The 19,737-nt window shown below is 30.3% G+C and carries 19 protein-coding genes; 3 read left to right on the top strand and 16 right to left on the bottom strand.

The window, feature by feature from the left end:
- Positions 1-54: 54 nt before the first annotated feature.
- The gene (locus BUA92_RS09765) at positions 55-324 is read right to left on the bottom strand and encodes a putative Se/S carrier protein (protein ID WP_073019106.1); all 270 of its coding nucleotides are present in this window, start codon (positions 322-324) and stop codon (positions 55-57) included.
- Between the two features lie 31 nt (positions 325-355).
- On the bottom strand, positions 356-1,924 hold the full coding sequence (locus tag BUA92_RS09760; protein ID WP_341412238.1) for a P-loop NTPase family protein: 1,569 nt from the start codon (positions 1,922-1,924) through the stop codon (positions 356-358).
- 258 nt (positions 1,925-2,182) lie between these two features.
- Here BUA92_RS09760 and BUA92_RS09755 point away from each other — a divergent pair, with 258 nt between their 5' ends.
- Positions 2,183-3,319 carry an aminotransferase class V-fold PLP-dependent enzyme gene (locus tag BUA92_RS09755; protein WP_073019104.1) on the top strand — a complete coding sequence of 379 codons (1,137 nt, stop codon included), beginning with the start codon at positions 2,183-2,185 and terminating at the stop codon, positions 3,317-3,319.
- Positions 3,320-3,548: 229 nt separating this feature from the next.
- Here the strand turns inward: BUA92_RS09755 and BUA92_RS09750 are convergent, their stop codons facing one another.
- From BUA92_RS09750 to BUA92_RS09730, 5 genes are all read right to left on the bottom strand, one after another.
- A complete protein-coding gene (locus BUA92_RS09750) occupies positions 3,549-4,634 on the bottom strand; it encodes an ABC transporter permease (protein WP_073019101.1) in 1,086 nt (361 codons plus the stop codon).
- Position 4,635: 1 nt separating this feature from the next.
- Positions 4,636-5,370, bottom strand: a complete 735-nt coding sequence (locus tag BUA92_RS09745; protein ID WP_073019099.1) for an ABC transporter ATP-binding protein — start codon at positions 5,368-5,370, stop codon at positions 4,636-4,638.
- Positions 5,371-5,569: 199 nt separating this feature from the next.
- Positions 5,570-6,340, bottom strand: a complete 771-nt coding sequence (locus BUA92_RS09740) for a YhfC family intramembrane metalloprotease (RefSeq protein WP_073019096.1) — start codon at positions 6,338-6,340, stop codon at positions 5,570-5,572.
- A gap of 17 nt (positions 6,341-6,357) precedes the next feature.
- Positions 6,358-7,488, bottom strand: a complete 1,131-nt coding sequence (locus tag BUA92_RS09735) for a DUF1648 domain-containing protein (RefSeq protein ID WP_073019094.1) — start codon at positions 7,486-7,488, stop codon at positions 6,358-6,360.
- Positions 7,489-7,508: 20 nt separating this feature from the next.
- The gene (locus tag BUA92_RS09730) at positions 7,509-7,886 is read right to left on the bottom strand and encodes a GntR family transcriptional regulator (RefSeq protein WP_073019092.1); all 378 of its coding nucleotides are present in this window, start codon (positions 7,884-7,886) and stop codon (positions 7,509-7,511) included.
- Between the two features lie 177 nt (positions 7,887-8,063).
- Here BUA92_RS09730 and BUA92_RS23260 point away from each other — a divergent pair, with 177 nt between their 5' ends.
- Positions 8,064-8,228, top strand: coding sequence for a hypothetical protein (locus BUA92_RS23260; protein ID WP_175550885.1), 165 nt, complete (start codon positions 8,064-8,066; stop codon positions 8,226-8,228).
- A gap of 99 nt (positions 8,229-8,327) precedes the next feature.
- On the opposite strand, the gene BUA92_RS09725 is transcribed toward BUA92_RS23260, so the two are convergent.
- From BUA92_RS09725 to BUA92_RS09715, 3 genes are all read right to left on the bottom strand, one after another.
- Complete coding sequence (locus BUA92_RS09725; protein ID WP_073019090.1) at positions 8,328-9,623, bottom strand: acetyl-CoA hydrolase/transferase family protein; 1,296 nt, start codon at positions 9,621-9,623, stop codon at positions 8,328-8,330.
- 297 nt (positions 9,624-9,920) lie between these two features.
- On the bottom strand, positions 9,921-10,808 hold the full coding sequence (locus BUA92_RS09720; RefSeq protein ID WP_073019088.1) for a hypothetical protein: 888 nt from the start codon (positions 10,806-10,808) through the stop codon (positions 9,921-9,923).
- Positions 10,809-10,820: 12 nt separating this feature from the next.
- The gene (locus BUA92_RS09715; protein WP_073019086.1) at positions 10,821-11,015 is read right to left on the bottom strand and encodes a hypothetical protein; all 195 of its coding nucleotides are present in this window, start codon (positions 11,013-11,015) and stop codon (positions 10,821-10,823) included.
- Between the two features lie 283 nt (positions 11,016-11,298).
- Between BUA92_RS09715 and BUA92_RS09710 the strand changes: the two genes are divergently transcribed.
- A complete protein-coding gene (locus BUA92_RS09710) occupies positions 11,299-11,937 on the top strand; it encodes an isochorismatase family protein (RefSeq protein WP_073019084.1) in 639 nt (212 codons plus the stop codon).
- 81 nt (positions 11,938-12,018) lie between these two features.
- Here BUA92_RS09710 and BUA92_RS09705 read toward each other — a convergent pair whose 3' ends face one another.
- The 6 genes from BUA92_RS09705 to ssnA form a co-directional block, all read right to left on the bottom strand.
- Positions 12,019-12,873, bottom strand: a complete 855-nt coding sequence (locus BUA92_RS09705) for a hypothetical protein (RefSeq protein WP_073019082.1) — start codon at positions 12,871-12,873, stop codon at positions 12,019-12,021.
- A 122-nt stretch (positions 12,874-12,995) separates the two neighbouring features.
- On the bottom strand, positions 12,996-13,178 hold the full coding sequence (locus BUA92_RS09700; RefSeq protein ID WP_021803588.1) for a hypothetical protein: 183 nt from the start codon (positions 13,176-13,178) through the stop codon (positions 12,996-12,998).
- A 123-nt stretch (positions 13,179-13,301) separates the two neighbouring features.
- The gene (gene xdh / locus BUA92_RS09695) at positions 13,302-15,854 is read right to left on the bottom strand and encodes a selenium-dependent xanthine dehydrogenase (protein ID WP_073019079.1); all 2,553 of its coding nucleotides are present in this window, start codon (positions 15,852-15,854) and stop codon (positions 13,302-13,304) included.
- 12 nt (positions 15,855-15,866) lie between these two features.
- Positions 15,867-17,255 carry a dihydropyrimidinase gene (gene hydA / locus BUA92_RS09690; RefSeq protein ID WP_073019077.1) on the bottom strand — a complete coding sequence of 463 codons (1,389 nt, stop codon included), beginning with the start codon at positions 17,253-17,255 and terminating at the stop codon, positions 15,867-15,869.
- Positions 17,256-17,278: 23 nt separating this feature from the next.
- On the bottom strand, positions 17,279-18,367 hold the full coding sequence (locus tag BUA92_RS09685) for a 4Fe-4S binding protein (protein ID WP_073019075.1): 1,089 nt from the start codon (positions 18,365-18,367) through the stop codon (positions 17,279-17,281).
- Positions 18,368-18,393: 26 nt separating this feature from the next.
- Positions 18,394-19,719, bottom strand: a complete 1,326-nt coding sequence (gene ssnA / locus BUA92_RS09680; RefSeq protein WP_073019073.1) for a putative aminohydrolase SsnA — start codon at positions 19,717-19,719, stop codon at positions 18,394-18,396.
- Positions 19,720-19,737: the final 18 nt, after the last annotated feature.

The raw sequence follows: 19,737 nt of genomic DNA, 5'->3' as shown, positions 1-19,737 counted from the left end.
CAAAAAAATCACTATACTGTAGAATAATTTCTATCTACCTTATAGTGATTTTCCTTAAAGCTCTATTTTTTCTATGTTTCTATTTAATCCAATCTTACTAACATTGTAATATCCAGCTACATCAATATTTTCTTCTTTTAGCGTAGACATGGCTTTCTCTAAATCCTCAGTTTTTATTCTTATAGATAACCCACAACTTGCTGTTATATCTCTAGGTACAGGTAAAACTTTAACCTCTATATCATTTAGTTTTAATTCCTTCTCTGCTCTTATAGCATTACTTGTTGAGTTAAATGCAATTAAATTAAAAATTTCTTCATTCATCTTAATCACCTACTAGTAAATTATAAATATTTTAGACATAAACCTCAAAAATTTCCTTTTTATCTATAGTAAGAGTGCTTGTTTTATACTCTTTACTTTTATTGAAATTAAATATAAGAAGATATCCCTTATCTAATCCATGTATGTCTAAGTAATCACAAATTTGTTTTAACCCTTGTTTATGATACTCCGCTCCCCTCCATATTTTCATTTCAATTATATATTTGAAATTATTGTAGGTTATCACTAAATCTAATCTTTTTTCTTCTGATATTTGAACCTCTTTAAAATCGAATCCTGTTCCGTTGATTATAGGTTTTATGAACGCTAAGAATATAATCCTCCCATGATGTTCTATAAATTCTTTATCTTTAGCAGAATATTGCTCTTTCATAAATTGCTGGAACCTCTGAAGAATCTTTTCTATATTTAATCCTCCATCATTATTTGTGAAGCTGGATTTAATGTTGTACAAACTCATATTATTAGCTGAAGTTCGTACTTTTGATATCATATAGTTATAAATTATTTCTTCAAATATTTTATTACTTATTTCTACCCCATTTTCACCTTTCTTAAATATTCCATAGGTTAACCCTAATGCTATGGTTGGGTCCAACGGATTAAATATTATATGCTCTCCATCAACTAAAATTCTACTTACTAATTTATATAATTCTTTATTGTTTTCTAAGTTTTTGATTATGCTCTCAAACAAAGTATTTACTTCTTCATTAATCATTTTAATTGCTTTTCGAATTTCTTCTCTACTCCAAGGAAGCTTCTCTTCAAATAATATTTTTTCATCAATAATCTGACAAATCTTACTTACTAAATAGGGGTAGCCTCCTGTGAAGAAGTAAATTTCATCACTTAAAGCCTTAATATCCATATCATAGATATTATTAGCTTCCCTATACTCATTAAGCATAGTTGATATTTCTTCTGGGGAAAAACTCATATCTACATCAAAATCTACAGCTATATTCCAAGGTGAGTTATATTTAGCCTCTTCCTCTACTCTTAACTTTAATTTCAAACTTTTAATATCATACATCCCAACTAATATAACAGATTTAAAAGTATAATCTTCTCCTACTTCTCTTGCTAAATATTTTTTTCTTAACATTCCTATAAAACTTAAGAACAACTGATTATTTGAACTTTGATCAACCTCATCAATTAATAAAATTACTTCTTTCTCTGATAGTTCTATAAATTTAGTTATAGAATCTGATAATTCATCTAGATCTTGAACCTTGGTATTAAATAATTCTATTAATTGATTATTTTTTTCTATTTCAACTTTTATAGATTGATATATCAATTTTAAGAATTTATTTGAAAAGGTCTCTTCATCCTCAAAGGCTTTATGGAGTCCCCCTTCAAAACTAATATTTATAACTAAATATTCTTCAGTCAATAAATTTTTTAATCTGCTTAATGTAGTAGTTTTTCCGTATTGTCTAGGTCTATTTATAGTAAAATAAAATTCATTATCTATAAGTTCTTTAATCTGAATAAGCTTTTTACTTATATCAACCATGTAGTGTTTTCTTGGAACACAAACTCCTGTACTATTAAATCTTTTTTTAATCAACTATAAATACACCTCACTTTTAGTTTTAAATTACTAGATTAATTATACCATAATTTTTAGTTTAGAAAGATTTAGCTTTGTTTAAATCCATAAGTCTATGTTGGAAAGAAAAGTTGGTGAATTAAGAGATACATTTGCTATAATATTATGTAGTTGATAATTGAGAGTTGATGGTTAATGGAACTATCTAGTCAAAAAAACGCAATAATTCTCAATTCTCCACTTTCAACTTTCAACTGAAAAAGAGGTGCAAATATAATGATTTATTTTGATAATGCAGCTACAAGCTTCCCTAAACCAGATACTGTAGCTCTAGCTGTTGCAAATGCTATAAATACTTTAGGAAATCCTTCTAGAGGTTCTTACTCTTTAGCTCTTGATGCTTCTAGACTTGTATATAAAACCAGAGAAAAAGTTTCAGAATTATTTAACGTTGGTAATCCTCTAAATGTTGCCTTCACTTCAAATTCTACAGAAGCTTTAAATATATCTTTAAATGGTTGTCTGAGCATAGGTGATCATGTAATAACTACAGAACTTGAACACAATTCTGTTTTAAGACCACTTTATGCCTTAAGAGAAAAAGGAATTGATTTATCTATAATCCCTTCTGATATAAATGGAATTTTAAATTACTCTCAAATAGAAAAAGAAATTAAATCAACCACTAAAGCCATAGTCTGCACCCATGGTTCAAATCTTACAGGAAATCTTATAGATATAAACCTTATAGGAGAAATCTGCAAAAAAAACAATCTACTATTTATATTAGATGCTTCTCAAACTGCTGGAGTTTTCCCTATAGATATGCACAAATTCAACATAGATATAGTTTGCTTTACTGGTCATAAATCTTTAATGGGACCTCAAGGTACAGGCGGAGTATGTATAAAAGCTAATCTTCCAATACGTCCATTAAAAACAGGTGGCAGCGGAAGTCACTCTTATTCAAAGTCCCATCCCCTAGAAATGCCCGATGCTTTAGAAGCAGGAACAGTTAATAGCCACAGTATAGCAGGACTTTTAGCAGGACTTGAATTTATAGAGGAAATAGGAATAGATAAAATAAGAGAAAAGGAACTCTCTCATATGTGGAAGTTTTATAATGGAATTAAAGATACTCAAAACATACATATCTATGGAGACTTCTCCATTTTTTTAAGAGCTCCTATAGTTACTTTAAATCTTGGCGATTATGATTCAAACCTTGTATGTGATGAACTTTGGAATAACTATGAAATAGCAACAAGAGCTGGAGCTCACTGTGCTCCACTTATGCATGAAGCTTTAAGAACTAAAGAACAAGGAGCAGTAAGGTTTAGCTTTTCTTACTTTAATACCAATGATGAAATTGAGATTGGGATTAAAGCTATAAAAGAATTGTCTACACTATAGCTCTTCAGATGCTTATTTTTAATCCTCTTTAAATCCTTTTGCTTTTAAATTTTACCAAATACTGTGTTTACCTAAGTACATAGTTTTACTATGTACTATATTTAACTAAATGATTAGTTTTACTATATGCTTAGCTTTACTATATACTATGCTTATCTATGTATTTAGTTTAGCATAGTATAATGTGCAAAAAGTAGTTTTTATTATATTAAAAACTACTTTTTCACTTCTAAATCCTTCTATATTTCTTTAAAGCTAATATATTAAGCATTATAAATAATATTGCATATCCTGCAAGCATAAAAACATCAAAAGAAACTTCTCCTAAAGTGTATCCCTTTATAGCAACGTTTTTTAAAGCTTCAGCTCCATAGGTAAGTGGAAATACTTTAGATAAAACATGTACCCATGTTGGAGCTTCTGTTAAATTAAATATTCCGCTAAATAAAATCTGAGGAATTATTATCACTGGTATAAATTGAAACAACTGAAGTTCATTTCTTGCAAATGAAGATAAAAATGTACCTAAGGACAGAGAGCCCGCTGCAAGTATTATATTTATTAATAATACACTTAAAAAATTTCCTTTTAAATTTATATCTAATCCATAAAACATAAACAGTTGTATAATTACAGTCTGAATAACTACAAATACACCAAAGCCTATAAAATATCCAAGTACTATTTCACTTCTTTTTAAGGGAGTAGCTAATATTCTATCCAAGGTTCCGCTTATTCTCTCTCTCAAAAACGATACTCCTGCTATTAAAAATACAAAAAAGAATATAAAAAATCCCATCATGGTTGGTGCTAAAACATCAAACAAATCCATATCTTCTGAGCCATAAAGATAATTGATCTCTGGTTTATTAGGCATATCTACTTTCACTGTATTTCCCTTTAAGGCTTTACTGATATCTTTTATAAATACAGATAATTTATCTTCTGAATAAGATGACACTGCCTTACTTACAGAATTTATTGTAAGTTTTGCTGTATTAGGATCTGAACCATCAATAGTTATTTCTGCTTTGTCTCCACTAAAATCTATAAATCCATCCGATTTCTTTTCTTTAAGATTATTTATAGCTTCATTTTCATTAGATACATTTGTGACATCTGCCTCATCTTTAAGGAAAACTATAAACTCTTCTGGTGCTGATATTACATCAACCTTTGCCTTCTCTGGAGCAGAAGTCAATATTATACTAAAAAGATAAATAACAAATATAGGTGCTAATAACATCATTCCTATGGTTCGTTTATCTCCTATTATCTGCTTCATAACTCTTTTAGCCACAGTAATACTTCTCATATTATTTCTCCCCCTTTAAGCTTCCAAAATATAAAAAAGCACCTTCTATAGTTTCAGTCTTAGCTTGTTTTTTTAAGTCCTCTGGAGAAGATAATGCTGTTATCTTTCCATCTCTTATAAGGGCTAATCTATCGCATTTCTCAGCTTCATCCATAACATGAGTGGTAATTATTATAGTACAACCACTATCTTTAAGTTCATTAAACTTGCCCCAGAACTCCTGTCTAAGCACTGGATCTATTCCAACTGTTGGTTCATCTAATATTAGAATCTCAGGGGTGTGTATTAAAGCTATTGCAAGAGATAGTCTTCTTTTCATTCCGCCAGAGAAGTTTCTCACAGCCTTTTTTTCATCTTCTAAAAGATGTGTAAGTTTTAAAACCTCTCTAGCCCTCTCTTTTGCTATCTTTCCTTTTAATCCATAAAGTTCAGCAAAAAACAAAAGATTATCCATTGCATTTAAGTCCTCATATAAGGCATCAGATTGAGCCATATAACCAACCTTAGATGTTACTTTTAATGATGGAATTTTAGTATTTAATACTTCAATGCTTCCTAAATTAGGTGTCTGCATTCCAACTATAGACTTAACTAAAGTTGTTTTTCCAGAACCAGAAGGTCCTAAGATACCTAATACCTCACCTTTTTTTACCTCAATACTTACATTATCAAGTACTTTATTGGAACCAAATTTCTGTGTAATATTTTGTACAGAAATAACAGAATTACTGTGCATGGTAATTTGCCTCCTATATTTATAATTATTTTCTTATTCCATCAAGTAATATACGGGTCATTTTCTCTACCTCTTCTTCATCATTTTCAACTGGAAACATATTAGGGAAATTAACTGTAAATACAATATATTCCTAAAATATTTTATTGTAAATAGAAAAAACTCTGAGGACAAAAAATTATTCTCAGAGTTTTATTTCTTATTCAATATTCTCAAATATTTTTCTACTTCTTATAGTAAAAACTACTGCTATAATTGCAAATATACCTACAACTGCCTCTACTATAAAAACATTACTTATTATCTTGGTTTGATATAAAGCAGGAATAAAATCTACTAATGCATGGAGCAATATTGCATATAAAAGATAAATATTTTTTCTCTTTTTAATTCCATAAAACACTACAAAAGTAAGTCCAACTTGAACCATAAATGCAAATATTCTCTCAATACCACCAACCCCAATCATTAAAGGAGTTGCATTCATTACAGAAGATTTAATACCTTCAACCATAGATTCACTTTGTCCCTTTAGCATCGTATCTAAAGTGCCTGAGTTTAATGCAAAAGTTATTATTAAAGAGTTCAGAAAACTCAATCCTCCAACTAGTATAGCTTCTATTCCTCCATGACCTATAGCATATCCTAGTCCGTCTTTCCATTCTCTTTTATTCTTTAAAAAAGTTTTGAAAACCAAAAATCTTCCTGTTTCTTCAAATACTCCAGCAGCCAGCGCCCCATATATTCCAAAAGCAAAAGTATTTGTTGGAATTATATTAGAGTACATAACAATTTTATGAAGTATTTGCTCTAATATTAATGCAAATAATACAAAGCCTATTATTCCACCTAAGGTTGTCTTTATAGATATCCCTTCTTTAATTTTGAAATATATAAATATTCCTATAGGAAATAATACACAAATAACCATTACTATAATCATTGAAATTATTACATTATTACTTACCATATCAACACACCCCTACTTTATGAAAATATAACTGGCATTAGTATCATTATAGCTACAAATATTATGAATATTATCGATATAATAATAGATATTTTATTTCCAAAATTCATTGTCCATCCAGTTCCAAAACGCTTTTCTACAAATATTGATGGATCATTAGGATTATAGTAAAAAGATCCAAGTATCCAAAACTCATCGTCATCAACATTTATAACATCAGAATTTATATCTGATTCATCCTTATCCTTTATATTGCTTCCACCTTGACCTATTTTAATACTTATAATGATAGGTCCTATAACTACTGCTAGGAAAAAGATAATTAAAACTGGAGTAAATTTAGCTAAATCAAAAGAAATAATATTATAAGATTTTAAATTAAATGTTGTTAATAAAAGAGTTAATCCAATAGTTAAACAGTATATCATTATGGAATTAATTTTCTTAAACTTAAATAATTTTTGTGAAGCTTTAACAGGATTACTTGCATCAATTTTATTTTTACTTATAGCAATAGAGTAATTTGTAAAAGCTAAAATCCCAACTAATATTAAAGGCATTAATCCAGTACTTATAACTGAACCTACAGATTTAGATACAAAATTATCTGCAACACCTTGTATATTCCAATGCACAGCTATCTTCTCTGGAAGATTATCATAATTCATAAGCGGTAAAATTAAATTAGTTAAAGCTATAGCTCCAGGTATAATAAACCAAACAGGATGTACCACGGCATCTTTTCTTAAGGTTTTAGACATATTGGTATCAACATAAACCACCTGTTTTTTATTACCCATAAAATTATTTTTACTTTTATATATCTTCATCTTTTTATTAGCTCTTAAATAGATTACAAAATATGCTCCAATAATAACAATAGTAAATAATACTAAAGTTAAAGGGTGGTTAAACACATTGTTTAATATTATAAAATATATTATAGCAATAATTAAAGTTATCCCTGTTACTTCAATATAATAACTTCTAGATATTTTTTTAATTTCTTCATCTTTAGTCCTATCTAATGGTATTGAAACACCAAATATTAAATCCTTTCTAGTTATCTTAGGTGTAACTAAAAAAGTCAAATATAACAAAGCAAAAATGAAAATTGACATCACATTACTAATTAATTCGTTATTCATAAAACACCCCTCCTTGAGGTTTATTTATTATATTCGTCATACATACTTAAACACTCATTTATAAACTCTTCTTTATCCATTCCAAAACAATGCGCTTGAGCAATTATATTTTTCAATTCATCTTTTAAAGTTTCCTTAACCTTTTCGCTTGGCTTAATAGGTATTTCATTTACTACTGCACCTTTACGTCTATCAATAGTAACAAACCCTTCATCCTTTAATAGGTTATATCCCTTATTTACAGTGTGAAGATTTATACCAATGTCTTCAGCCATTTGTCTAACAGAAGGTAAACTCTCCTCAGGCTGAAGTTCTGAATTTGCTATTCCATGGACTATTTGGTTTTTAAGCTGAAGATATATAGGAACATCACTTTGAAAATCAATTCTTATGAGCATTTTATCTCCTCCTTTATTATTATATTTGTTATATATAATATATAACAAATATAATAATAGTTCAAGTATATTTAAAACTTTATTTTATGTACCAATTAAATGCATCATATTTATAACAAGTAAAAATATGGTATGATATCTTTATTAATTTATTTTTTATTTTTTAGGAGGAGTTCTATGAAAACTTTCTTATTTTATGCAGCTGTACTTATATTTCTCTCATCTTTACTTTCATTTTCTTATGGTTCAAATGGAATTTTTTTGTTTGCATTACTCTTTTCTTTAGGCTCAATAGTATTAGCCTTAAGGAAAATAATCTGTATTCTTGAGGAAAAATCTTAATTACATATTCTATTAATGATAGTCATTTAGTATAAATTCAATATCCTATAATAAAATATAGACATCCCACATTTCTATAGGATGTCTATATGCATATTTCTAAAACTTCATTTTAAATCTTCTTTCCCATTCACTTATCAATTCTTCTTTAAAATTAGGGTGTGCAACATTTATTAAATTTCTTGCTCTATCCCTTAAGGTTTTTCCTTTTAATTCTGCAATCCCGAATTCAGTAACAACGTAATGTATATCATTTCTAGATGTGGTTACCGCGGCTCCTTCATCTAACATAGGGACTATCCTTGAAAATTTTCCATGTCCAGCTGTTGAAGGCATTGCTATTATAGATTTACCGCCTTTACTCATTGCAGCTCCTCTTATAAAATCAACTTGTCCACCAACTCCACTAAACTGAGTTAATCCTATTGTATCTGCAGCCACTTGTCCCATAAGATCCACTTGGATACAAGAATTAATAGAAACCATCTTATCATTTTGAGCTATAACACGTGGATCATTAACATAGTCAACTGGATATACTATGATATTAGGATTATTATCTACATAATCATAAAGCTTTTTTGTTCCCATAAGAAATGTAATTACAGATCTACCTCTATGCAAAGTTTTAGCCTCATTTGTAATAACACCTGATTCAATTAACTCAACAACTCCATCAGAAATCATTTCCGAATGAAGCCCTAAATTCTTTTTATCTTTAAGGAATAATAAAACAGCATCTGGTATAGCCCCTATTCCTAATTGAAGAGTTGATTCATCGTCTACTAACTTTGCGCAGTTTTCACCAATAGCTCTTTCGAGCTCCCCAATCTTTGGAGGTGTAAGTTCAACTATATCATTTGATGTCTTTACTATATAATCTATCTTTGAAACATGTATAAAAGAATCTCCGATAGTTCTTGGCATCTTATCGTTTACTTCTGCTATAACAATTTTTGCTTCTTCTGCTGCTGCCTTAATATAGTCAACAGATACCCCAAAACTACAATATCCATGTTCATCAGGTGCACTAACATTAATTATAGCTACATCTACCCTTATACTTCTAAATAATTTAGGCATTTCAGAAAAAAAACATGGCGTATAATCTGCCCTTCCAGACATAACAGCCTCTCTAACTCCACCTCCAACAAACAAAGAATTGTGACGGAAATATGGCTCCATTTCAGGTTTTACATATTCACATTCTTCTAGCAAAAGCATATTCATGATTTCAACATTTCTATAATTTTCCTTGTTTAAAACCATGGCCTTAACAACATCTTTGGGAGCTGCACAAGCATTGCCTAAAACAACTCTATCCCCTGATTTTATTTTTCTAGAAGCTTCATCTGCAGTAACTATCTTACTTTCGAAATTTTTTTTCCATTCCATAAAAGAACCTCCTTGTCCTATATAAAATTCTTCTATATTATTACTATTTAATTATATCACTTTTTTCAGAAATAATGTTAATTTTTTAACATTAAATTGCTAATATTTTTCTAAATATTCAATTTTTTATTTATACAAATCTATGAATTCAAGAGTATTACGGAGATATCAAGGCTTTTTCTTTTATAATCATAATTTACAAACTTATAACGTTATATTCGTAGTTATTTTTTTAACATTTATTTTGTAATATATCTAAAATAAATGAGCTACCGCATATTTGCGATAGCTCATTTACTATCCTTTATCAGTGAATTTATTTAGTATTTGTTGACTTTCATTTAGGGAAAAACTAAACAAAAGCACAGCTATAACCAAGATCCACATCTCAGACTTAAAACTTAACTCAAACAAAGTATTTCCTATAATAAATACCTTCATAATATATAACGTAGACATTCCTATAAATAAAAAAACATTATTCCTTATATTCTTTATTTTTAATATCTTATCATCTTTATAAAAGTAGCTGAATTTTTCTTGAGATGTACGAATATATACAAAAAATGATATTAAAAGTACTACACCTATAAAAAATTTTATTTTACCTTTAAAAAGATCTGAAGTAGCAAGGTTAATGTACATTAAGCAAAAGGAAATCCATTTTGAATAAGTCTCATTCTTTTCAAGCTTAAACATTTTATCTACTTCATATCTATTATCTAGATTACACTTATCTAAATCTACATTTTTATAATAATAATATCTTTTTATCAAGTTATCCAACTTTTCATTTTCATATAAATCAAATTCTTTTATATCCTTATAATAATTATTATTGTTTATATCTTTTTTTATATCAAATTCTATCAGTATATTTGTTATAGTCATTAATATCATAAGTAAAATAAAAAATATCATTTTATTTTCATCACTATATAATACTGCTAAAAAAGCTAAAATCCTTATAATAAAATCTACTATGGATTTATTTTTAATACTTAAGTTATTTTTCCATAAATAATCCATAAAATCATATACTATTGCAATAAAGATAAGAGGTGTTATTGACCAAGCCTGTTGTAAAGAATTACTCTCTATCTTTAATCCAAATATTAAGTAAAGAAAATTATTTAAATAAAACAAAATATTAATTATAAATAATCTTGAAAACTTCTTTTTCATATTCTCCCCCTTTTACCATAGAAATATCTTTAAAATCGATGCAATGGCAGTTATAGTAATTCCTACTCCGCCGATTACAAGATACTTATTTAGTTTCACTCTACTAGTCCTACTGACATATCTCCTATTCCCAATAATATTAAAACCTATCTTAAATCTAAATAGATTAAATACTGCATAAAAATCTAATATTAAGCCTATCAACATTAAAATTAATATTAAATTTTTTCATAAATTCCCCTTTAGTTTTCTAAGTCGCTAATAAAAAGCTATATGTACCATTTTACTTAATTATTCCTACCTTTATATTACCATGAAATTAATGTGAATATGGGGTTTTTAAAATAAACGCTTAATTTTTAGTAATTATCGTTAAAACATTATAAGTTCAAGCTTTAATGTCATTAATTATAAAACATATGAAAATCGTCTAAGGGAATATTAATTAATGTAGTTTAAATCAAAAATATATTTTTAGGAGGTTCTAATTATGCAAGATAATACTAGATTTTATGAAACTTTGACTCCAGAAAATTCTGCTTTAATTTTAATTGACCATCAGGTTGGGTTACTTTCTACAGTGAAAACTTTACCTACAAATATTTTGAAAAATAATATTATCTCCTTAGCTGAAACTGCAAAACTATTTAATATTCCAGTTATATTAACTTCAAGTAAAAGCAGTGGCCCAAATGGTGAATTCTTAAAAGAAATTACTGAAATGTTTCCTGATGTGCAGGTAATAGATAGAACAATAATAAATGCTTGGGAAGATCAAAACTTTTTAAGAAAAGTTAAAGCTACCGGAAGAAGTAAATTAATAATGGCTGGAATAGTTACAGACGTATGTTTAACATTCCCAGCTATCTCCGCCGTAAGAGATGGTTATGATGTTTATGCTGCTATTGATTCATCTGGAACCTGGTGTCCTTTAGTTGAGCAATCAGCTATAAGTAGACTGGCTCAAGCTGGAGTAAAAACTACAAACTGGTTTGCTATTTCATCTGAGCTTCAAAAAGATTGGAACCTTCCTACAGGTCAAAAGCTTGGACAATTATATTACAACCATATAGCAGCCTACGAATATATGGTTGATTCAAGCAAAACTAAAGAAATGATTTTCTCGTAAATTCATTTAGCTATTGATTAAACTTATTTTCTCTTCGTTAATAGAAGAGAGATTCTCAAAACCTGAGAATCTCTCTTTAAACTATTTATTACCTTTAATTATTCTAATAAAAACATCCATATTTTTTGACATGAACTCTGTACTTGTAAAACCAGCATTTAATATTGATAACTTCATTCCTTTTGAAAAATCTTCTAAACTGTTTTTAGATACAGATTCAAATCTATTTTGAGTAATACTATTCTCAAGAGCTTCCATCTTTTTATTACTTTCTTCCCTAAACTTTTTAGACCAATCCAAATTAGTTGATGCTCTTTTTGCAAAATTTATAAGAATACTAGCCCAATCGCCCTTATTAATAACAGCATCTGCAAATTTTTTATATGTTTCTGGTTCAAACCTTTTCATGAGTTCTTCTGGATTTATATAATCCTTAGGGGCACCAACAGGTCTTTCAGGTGGAGTATAATAACTTACTATTCCTGTTTTAACATCCACTTCTCCCGTTTTAGAAATTGCCGCAATCTGTTTGATTGTACTCATAAAATCTTTAGCTTCATTCTCATTCATATAATTATTAGCAATAAATTCAGCCTGTGATAATCCCATTTCTAATAAAGCCGCCCTTTCCTTATCATTAGGGACATTTCCTTTATTAATAAAATTAGATTGAATTATGTTATAAACCGCCTCCTTAACTTCTGGAGACTTATCCTCAAGTATATTATTTAACGATTCATTAATTTGAGTAGTTCCAAAATATTTAGCTGCATGGTTTACAACTTCTGAAGCTAAACGCTGTCTTCCCTCATCACTTATCTCAATTCTATCATTAGTATGGGACAATTCTAACTTTTTATTAGAAACTAATTCAACCTTATTATTATCCTTAATTATTTCATATAAATTAAGATTAGATGAACTTGAAATCTTCATATCTACCTCCTGTATTTTTTAATTAATTATTCTCTTAATAAGGTTATCGGTAATAATTTCTATTCATAAACATAAAAAAGTGTAAAAATCATTTAAGTTTGATTTTTACACCTCTTTTTTATCTACACACTAACAGGCTCATCTATGTTTTCCATTAAAGCTCTTTCTCTTATAAAATAATCTAACGCCCTGTTTCTTGAATTTTGAATATCTGCATACTTCTCTGCTATTTCCTTATCCCTAAAAACCTTATCTACAGAAATTACATCATTTGTATCCATGCTTAGTACTATATAGACTTTCATAAAAAACCCCCTGTTTTAATTAGAATGTTTTACCAGTCTATACTAATCTATTCTATAATTTAACTCATTATGATACTTGTCTAAACAATATTTATCTCAATAATGATGTAAAAACATGAGTTTTTATTTTTTTCTATATGGGGTTTCACTAAGTGGAAGCTTTGTTCTAAACTTTCCATCTAATTTATAGTAGGCCCCTTGAACTGCTGGTGCTGTAGGAATAACAACTATCTCACCTATACCTTTTGCTCCATAGGCAACCTCATCAGTATTTTTTTCAATTATTATAGATTCTATATCTGGAACTTGATTAGCTCTAAAAAGTCCTAATGTTCCATATTTTGCGGTTGGGATGGAATCCTTTAAGGGATAATCCTCAGTTAAAGCATAACCAAGTCCCATAACTACTCCACCTTCTATCTGTCCTTCTACATTTTTAGGATTTACTGCTCTTCCTACATCATGAGCAGCTACTACTTTTTTAAGAATTCCATTTTCATCTATTATGGCAACTTGTGTTGCATATCCATAAGCTACATGACTTACTGGATTTTCTTTATCCGAACCTATAGGATCAGTAACTCCTTTGTATTCTCCATAATAATCATTGCCTTCAAGTTCTTCTAGTGTTTTATTTTCTAAGTCCTTTTTTAGTTTAATAGCTGCCTGCTTTGTAGCTTCTCCTGCAAATACAGTCTGCCTTGATGCTGTAGTAGTTCCTGAATTTGGTGTAACATGAGTGTCTGGATCTTCTACAACTATTTTGTCATAGGTTATTCCAGTGGTTTCACATACTATTTGAGCATTAACTGTTCCAATTCCCTGACCTATACAAGCTGCTCCACATCTTACATGAACTTTTCCAGCTATAATAGTCAACCTGCTTCTTCCGACGTCTGGCACTCCAACTCCTACCCCACTATTTTTAAGGGCACAAGCTATTCCTGCATATGGACTACTTTCATAAGCTTGCTTTACTTCTTCTAGAGTTTCTTTTAGTGCTGTTCCTTCATCTGCTATTTGTCCATTTGGTAGAACTTGACCTGGCTCTATAGCATTTTTATACCTTATCTCCCAGGGTGATATACCAACCATTTCTGCTAGTTGATTTAAATTACATTCTGTTGCGAAAGCTGTCTGAGTAACTCCAAAGCCTCTAAAAGCTCCTCCTGGTGGGTTGTTAGTATACACAGCTGTTCCAACTATATCAACATTTTGATAATTATATGGACCAGCTGCATGAGTGCAAGCTCTTTGAAGCACTGGTCCTCCAAGTGACGCATAAGCACCTGTATCAGATATAACAACCGCTTTCATAGCAGTTAATATGCCATTTTCATCACAAGCTGTTGTGAACTCCATCTCCATAGCATGCCTTTTAGGATGAATCATTATGCTTTCTTTTCTGCTTAATATTACTTTTACTGGCTTTTTAGTTATATAGGCTAAGAGTGCTGCATGGTGTTGAACACTCATATCTTCTTTACCACCAAAACCTCCCCCAACATATTTACTAACTATTCTTACCTCTTCTTCTGGAAGTCCTAAAAGAGACATTATTTCATGTTGATCATCAAATACGTTTTGCCCTCCAGTATAAACCTTAACTCCAAACCCATATGGCATACCTATAGCACATTCTGGCTCCATAAAGGCATGTTCAGTAAAGGGAACAGAATATTTATTTGTGACAACATACTTAGAATTTTTTATGGCTTCTTCAGCATTTCCCCTATTTAAAACCTGTTTAAAAAGTATATTTCCTTTTTCGTGAATTTTGGGTGCATTTATTTCTAAAGCCATTTCTGGTGAACTTAAAGGAATTCTTTCTTCATATTCTACTACTATTGCTTCTAAGCCTTCTTTAAGTGCTTTCTTATTTTCAGCAGCAACTAATGCTATAGAATCACCTATATACCTAGTTTCCTCTCCTTCAGCTATAAGTGCTGGCCAATCCTTAACTAAATGACCTAAATATCTATTTCCCGGGATATCCTTATATGTTAATATAGCCACTACACCTGGAATTTTTTTAGCTTCTTCTATATTTATGTTTTTAACTAATGCTCTAGGATATTTTGTTCTTAAAGCTGATCCATAAAGCATCCCATTAATTTTCATATCATCTACATATTTACCTGTTCCTAAGGTTTTAGCTAAAGCATCAACCCTATGAACGTTTTCTCCCATAACACCCTTAAAGTGTGTTTCTGGAACTTCTGTTCCTTCTCTTATGATTTTTGCAGCCATGTTAACTGCTTGCTCTATTTTGATATATCCTGTACATCTACATATATTCCCTCTTAACGCCTTCTTAATGTCCTCACTAGTGGGATTATTGTTTGTATCTATTAAAGCCTTTGCACTTATAACCATTCCAGGAATACAGAATCCACATTGAACTGCCCCTGCTTCTCCAAAGGAATACGCAAAAACTTCTTTTTCTCTCTCTGATAAACCTTCAACTGTAATTACATGTTTACCTTGTATTTTTGAGGTTTTTAATATACATGCTCTCATGGCTTTTCCATCTAAAAGAACCATACATGCACCACAAGCACCTTCTGAGCAGCCATTTTTTACTGAGGTTAAATCTTCCTGTTCTCTTAAAAATTCTAAGAGATTTATATCTTCTTTAGCCTCAACTTCCCTATTATTAAGAATAAATGTATACATCTCTTAGCCTCCTTAATTAAATTGCCTAATATTTCTCCTCTGATATATACCTATTGGTGAATTATCTATAAAGTTTTCGTCTTTTACAACTTCATTTCCTCTTAAAAACACATGCTCAATTGAACCTTTTCTTTTAAAGCCCTCATAAGGAGTATAGTCGACATTTTGGGTTTGTTTATCTTTTGTTATTACAGTTTCACTGTTAGGATTAAGAATAACTAAATCTGCATCACTTCCAACTTGTATTATTCCCTTTTTAGGATATAACCCAAAGTTTTTCGCAGCATTAGTTGATACTAATCTACACATATCATTTATAGATATCTTTCCTTCACAAACGCCATAGGTATACATTAGATAAACTCTATGTTCTACTCCTGGCCCCCCATTTGGGATTTTACTAAAATCATCTATTCCTAGATCTTTTTGCCCTTTATAGTTAAAGGAGCAATGATCTGTTCCTAGAAAATCTATATCTCCATTTCTAATTCCTTCCCAAAGAGCTTCATTATCATTTTTTCCTCTAAGAGGTGGAGACATAACATATTTTGCAGCTTCAAAGCTTTCATCTGTTTCTTTTCCATAATAGCTGTTATCTAAAAGGAGGTATTGAGGACAACTTTCAAGTACTACCTCTACACCTTTTGCTCTTGCCTTCTTGACCTCCTTAAGTCCCATTTCAGTACTTAAGTGAACCACCCAAACTGGAGCTTTTGCTACTTCTCCTATTGAAGCAAGTCTATTAATAGCCTCACTTTCTAAGCACGCTGGTCTAGTTTTAAAATGGTAATAAGGTTTAGTTTTATGATTTTTTCTAGCATTATAAACTAAAGCATCTATAATATCTCCATTTTCACAATGAAAGCCTATAAGTCCACCTATTTCTTTACTTCTAACTAAGGCCTCATATATTTCTCTATCTTTAACCATTAAATTTTTATAGGCCATATACATTTTAAAAGAGGTTACACCTTCATCTATCATAAGTTGCATATCTTTAGAAACTTTTTCGTTCCAATCAGTTATTGCCATGTGAAAACCATAGTCGCAGTATGCCTTATACTGAGCTTTTTTATGCCAATTACTTAGAGCATCTTCTAGAGATTCCCCTTTATTTTGCGTTGCAAAATCTAGTATGGTTGTGGTTCCCCCAACTATAGCAGCTTTAGTTCCCGTTTCAAAATTATCAGCTGTAAAGGTAGTTCCTGTATCCAAATCAAAATGTGTGTGAGTATCAATTGCTCCAGGAAGAATATAAGCACCTTTTACATCTATAACCTTGTCGTTTTCCTTTATTAAATTCTTACCCATGCTTTCAATTACTTCATTCTCTATTCTTATATCACATTCAATGGTTTCCTCTGGAGTAACAACTCTACCATTAATTAATACTGTCCCCATAACCATACCCCTTTCTCAACTAATTAAACGTAGGAAATTGATAATGCTTCTTTAGGACATCTAGTTACACAAAGTCCACAACCAAAGCATTTTTCATCATCTATAGTAAGCTTTCCATCAATTTCTATAGCATCATATACACAGCTTCTCTTACATATCCCACAGGTTATACACTTATCATGATTTACTACTGGAGGAACTGTGTGAGTTCTAAAGTTTCTTTCATTTATCTCCTTGGAAGCTAGTCCAACTATTTCATTTACATCTTTATAGCCTTTTGAATCTAAGAAATCATTAAGTTCTTTAGCAATTTTTCCATAAATGCTTGGACCTTTTAATATAGCTTCCGTGCATACCTGAACAGCTGAAGCTCCAGCCATTAACATTTCAGCAGCATCTCTTCCATTTGATACTCCGCCAACTCCTATTATAGGAATTTTTACAACCTGAGAAGCTTCAAATATACATCTAATAGCAAGTGGTCTTATAGCGGTTCCTGATAACCAGCCATAACCATTTTTACTTCCCATTATAGGTAGTCCTGTATTTATATCTATAGACATACATGGACCAAAGGAATTAATCATAACAAGTCCATCTGCACCTGCATCTTCTACTGCTTTTGCTATTACCTTAATGTCAGTATGTGGACTCATTTTCATAAATACCGGAACATCTAATGCTGCTTTTGCTGCCTTTAGTGCATTTACTATAGGTGTTACATCTGTTCCAACATAATGTGTTGAAAGCTCAACAGCATCTGCATAAGGTTTAACTAATGGAGCAACTATCTCAATCTGCTCCTTTGTGTATCCCATACTTACTATCATAGGAACTCCAGCTTCTTTAGCCTTTAAGTACTCTTTTTCTATCCATTGTTCTTTAGGCAATTCTGACCAAAGCTCAGTATTTAAAAATCCGCTATTAGTTGCTCCCATACAAGGTCTTGGAACATCTGCCGCATCTACTGATATAGTTTTAGTAACTAATCCACCAGCTCCTCCTTTTACTGCTGCTACACACATATCTCCATCTTTAGCACCTGGGCCAGCTGCTGTAAAAACTGGATTATTAAACTTCATACCTAAAATATCTATATTTAAATTTGCCATAATTAACTCCCCTTAATTAATTTATTTTAGATTCTTTCCCATAACTTTTGAGCTAGCTCTCTAGATTTTGAGAATATCTTTTCTTCATCTACTTTATTTATCACTCTGTTTCTCATTACTACTTTTCCATTTATTATTGTGTCTGTAACACATCTTCCTGACATTCCAAATATAATGTGTCCATTTATATTGTTTTCATTTAAAGGAGTAAGAGGATTATAATCTACAATAATTACATCCCCATAAGCTCCTTCTTTTAAAGCTCCAACTTCTTTGTTGAAATACTTAGAGCTTATTTTTCTATTATTATCAAATGCCATAGAGGATACTTCATTAAAGCCAACATTAGGATCACATAAATTATGTTTATGAATTATATTTCCTACCTTTATAGATTCCATCATGTCGCTAGTATATCCATCAGTTCCAAGACCCACATTGATCCCTCTTTCTATAAATTCTAAAACTGGTGAACATCCTACTGCATTCCCCATATTTGATTCTGGATTATGAACTACATTTGTATTTGTTTGCTTTAAAAGCTCCATTTCTCTACTATTAACATGAACACAATGAACAGCTATGGTTTTATCTGAAAGAATATCAAAATCCATAAGTCTTTCTACAACTCTTTTTCCATGATTTCTTAAGGAATCGTATAAATCATCTATTCCTTCTGAGGTATGTATGTGATAACCTGCATCTACTCCTTCCATAGCTTCTCTACACATATCTAAACTTTTGTCTGAAAGAGTAAATGCGGCATGCATTCCAAACATTCCTTTTAACATGTCCTCATTGACATTATTGTATTTTTTTATAAAGTTTATATTCTCCTTTATTCCAGCTTTAAGAATCTCTTCCCCATCTCTATCTGAAGTTTCATAACAAAGACAAGTTCTAACTCCAAGTTCTTTTGCTGCATCTCCTATTGTAAATAAACTTCCTTCAACACTATAAGGGCTTGCATGATGATCAAAAACAGTAGTTACTCCATTTTTTATACAATCTAAATAAGTAGTATAAGCACTATATTTTGTATCTTCTAGAGTTAAGCCTTTATCAAGTCTCCACCATAAATTCTCTAAAATATCAGTGAAGTTTTTAGGTGCTGGTCCTTTTCCTGCCATTCCTCTAGCAAAAGCACTATAAATATGCATATGTGTATTAATAAGGCCTGGCATAATCACCTTGCCTTTTGCATCTATAAACTCTTCCTCTTTATACTTTTCTTTAAGTACTGAATAGTCTCCCACAGCTATTATGGTGTTATCTCTTATAACTACTGCTCCATTTTCTATATATGGATTTTCATCATCCCTAGTTATTACTCTTCCATTTCCTATAATCAAAGGATTAGCCCCCTTACT

The sequence above is a fragment of the Clostridium intestinale DSM 6191 genome (assembly GCF_900130055.1).
In the GTDB taxonomy this organism is placed as follows: Bacteria; Bacillota; Clostridia; order Clostridiales; family Clostridiaceae; genus Clostridium_T; species Clostridium_T intestinale.
This window is presented reverse-complemented; position numbering and strand designations above follow the sequence as displayed.

Coding starts and splice junctions, on each gene's coding strand:
- BUA92_RS09740 (WP_073019096.1), bottom strand. CDS start 6,340: ATGGTAAGTAATAATGTAATAATTTCAATGATTATAGTAATGGTTATT.
- BUA92_RS09685 (WP_073019075.1), bottom strand. CDS start 18,367: ATGGCAAATTTAAATATAGATATTTTAGGTATGAAGTTTAATAATCCA.
- BUA92_RS09765 (WP_073019106.1), bottom strand. CDS start 324: ATGAATGAAGAAATTTTTAATTTAATTGCATTTAACTCAACAAGTAAT.
- BUA92_RS09725 (WP_073019090.1), bottom strand. CDS start 9,623: ATGGAATGGAAAAAAAATTTCGAAAGTAAGATAGTTACTGCAGATGAA.
- BUA92_RS09715 (WP_073019086.1), bottom strand. CDS start 11,015: ATGTTGATAGGCTTAATATTAGATTTTTATGCAGTATTTAATCTATTT.
- BUA92_RS09755 (WP_073019104.1), top strand. CDS start 2,183: ATGATTTATTTTGATAATGCAGCTACAAGCTTCCCTAAACCAGATACT.
- BUA92_RS09720 (WP_073019088.1), bottom strand. CDS start 10,808: ATGAAAAAGAAGTTTTCAAGATTATTTATAATTAATATTTTGTTTTAT.
- BUA92_RS09750 (WP_073019101.1), bottom strand. CDS start 4,634: ATGAGAAGTATTACTGTGGCTAAAAGAGTTATGAAGCAGATAATAGGA.
- BUA92_RS09700 (WP_021803588.1), bottom strand. CDS start 13,178: ATGAAAGTCTATATAGTACTAAGCATGGATACAAATGATGTAATTTCT.
- BUA92_RS09705 (WP_073019082.1), bottom strand. CDS start 12,873: ATGAAGATTTCAAGTTCATCTAATCTTAATTTATATGAAATAATTAAG.
- xdh (WP_073019079.1), bottom strand. CDS start 15,854: ATGTATACATTTATTCTTAATAATAGGGAAGTTGAGGCTAAAGAAGAT.
- BUA92_RS09745 (WP_073019099.1), bottom strand. CDS start 5,370: ATGCACAGTAATTCTGTTATTTCTGTACAAAATATTACACAGAAATTT.
- hydA (WP_073019077.1), bottom strand. CDS start 17,255: ATGGGGACAGTATTAATTAATGGTAGAGTTGTTACTCCAGAGGAAACC.
- BUA92_RS09735 (WP_073019094.1), bottom strand. CDS start 7,488: ATGAATAACGAATTAATTAGTAATGTGATGTCAATTTTCATTTTTGCT.
- BUA92_RS23260 (WP_175550885.1), top strand. CDS start 8,064: ATGAAAACTTTCTTATTTTATGCAGCTGTACTTATATTTCTCTCATCT.
- BUA92_RS09710 (WP_073019084.1), top strand. CDS start 11,299: ATGCAAGATAATACTAGATTTTATGAAACTTTGACTCCAGAAAATTCT.
- BUA92_RS09730 (WP_073019092.1), bottom strand. CDS start 7,886: ATGCTCATAAGAATTGATTTTCAAAGTGATGTTCCTATATATCTTCAG.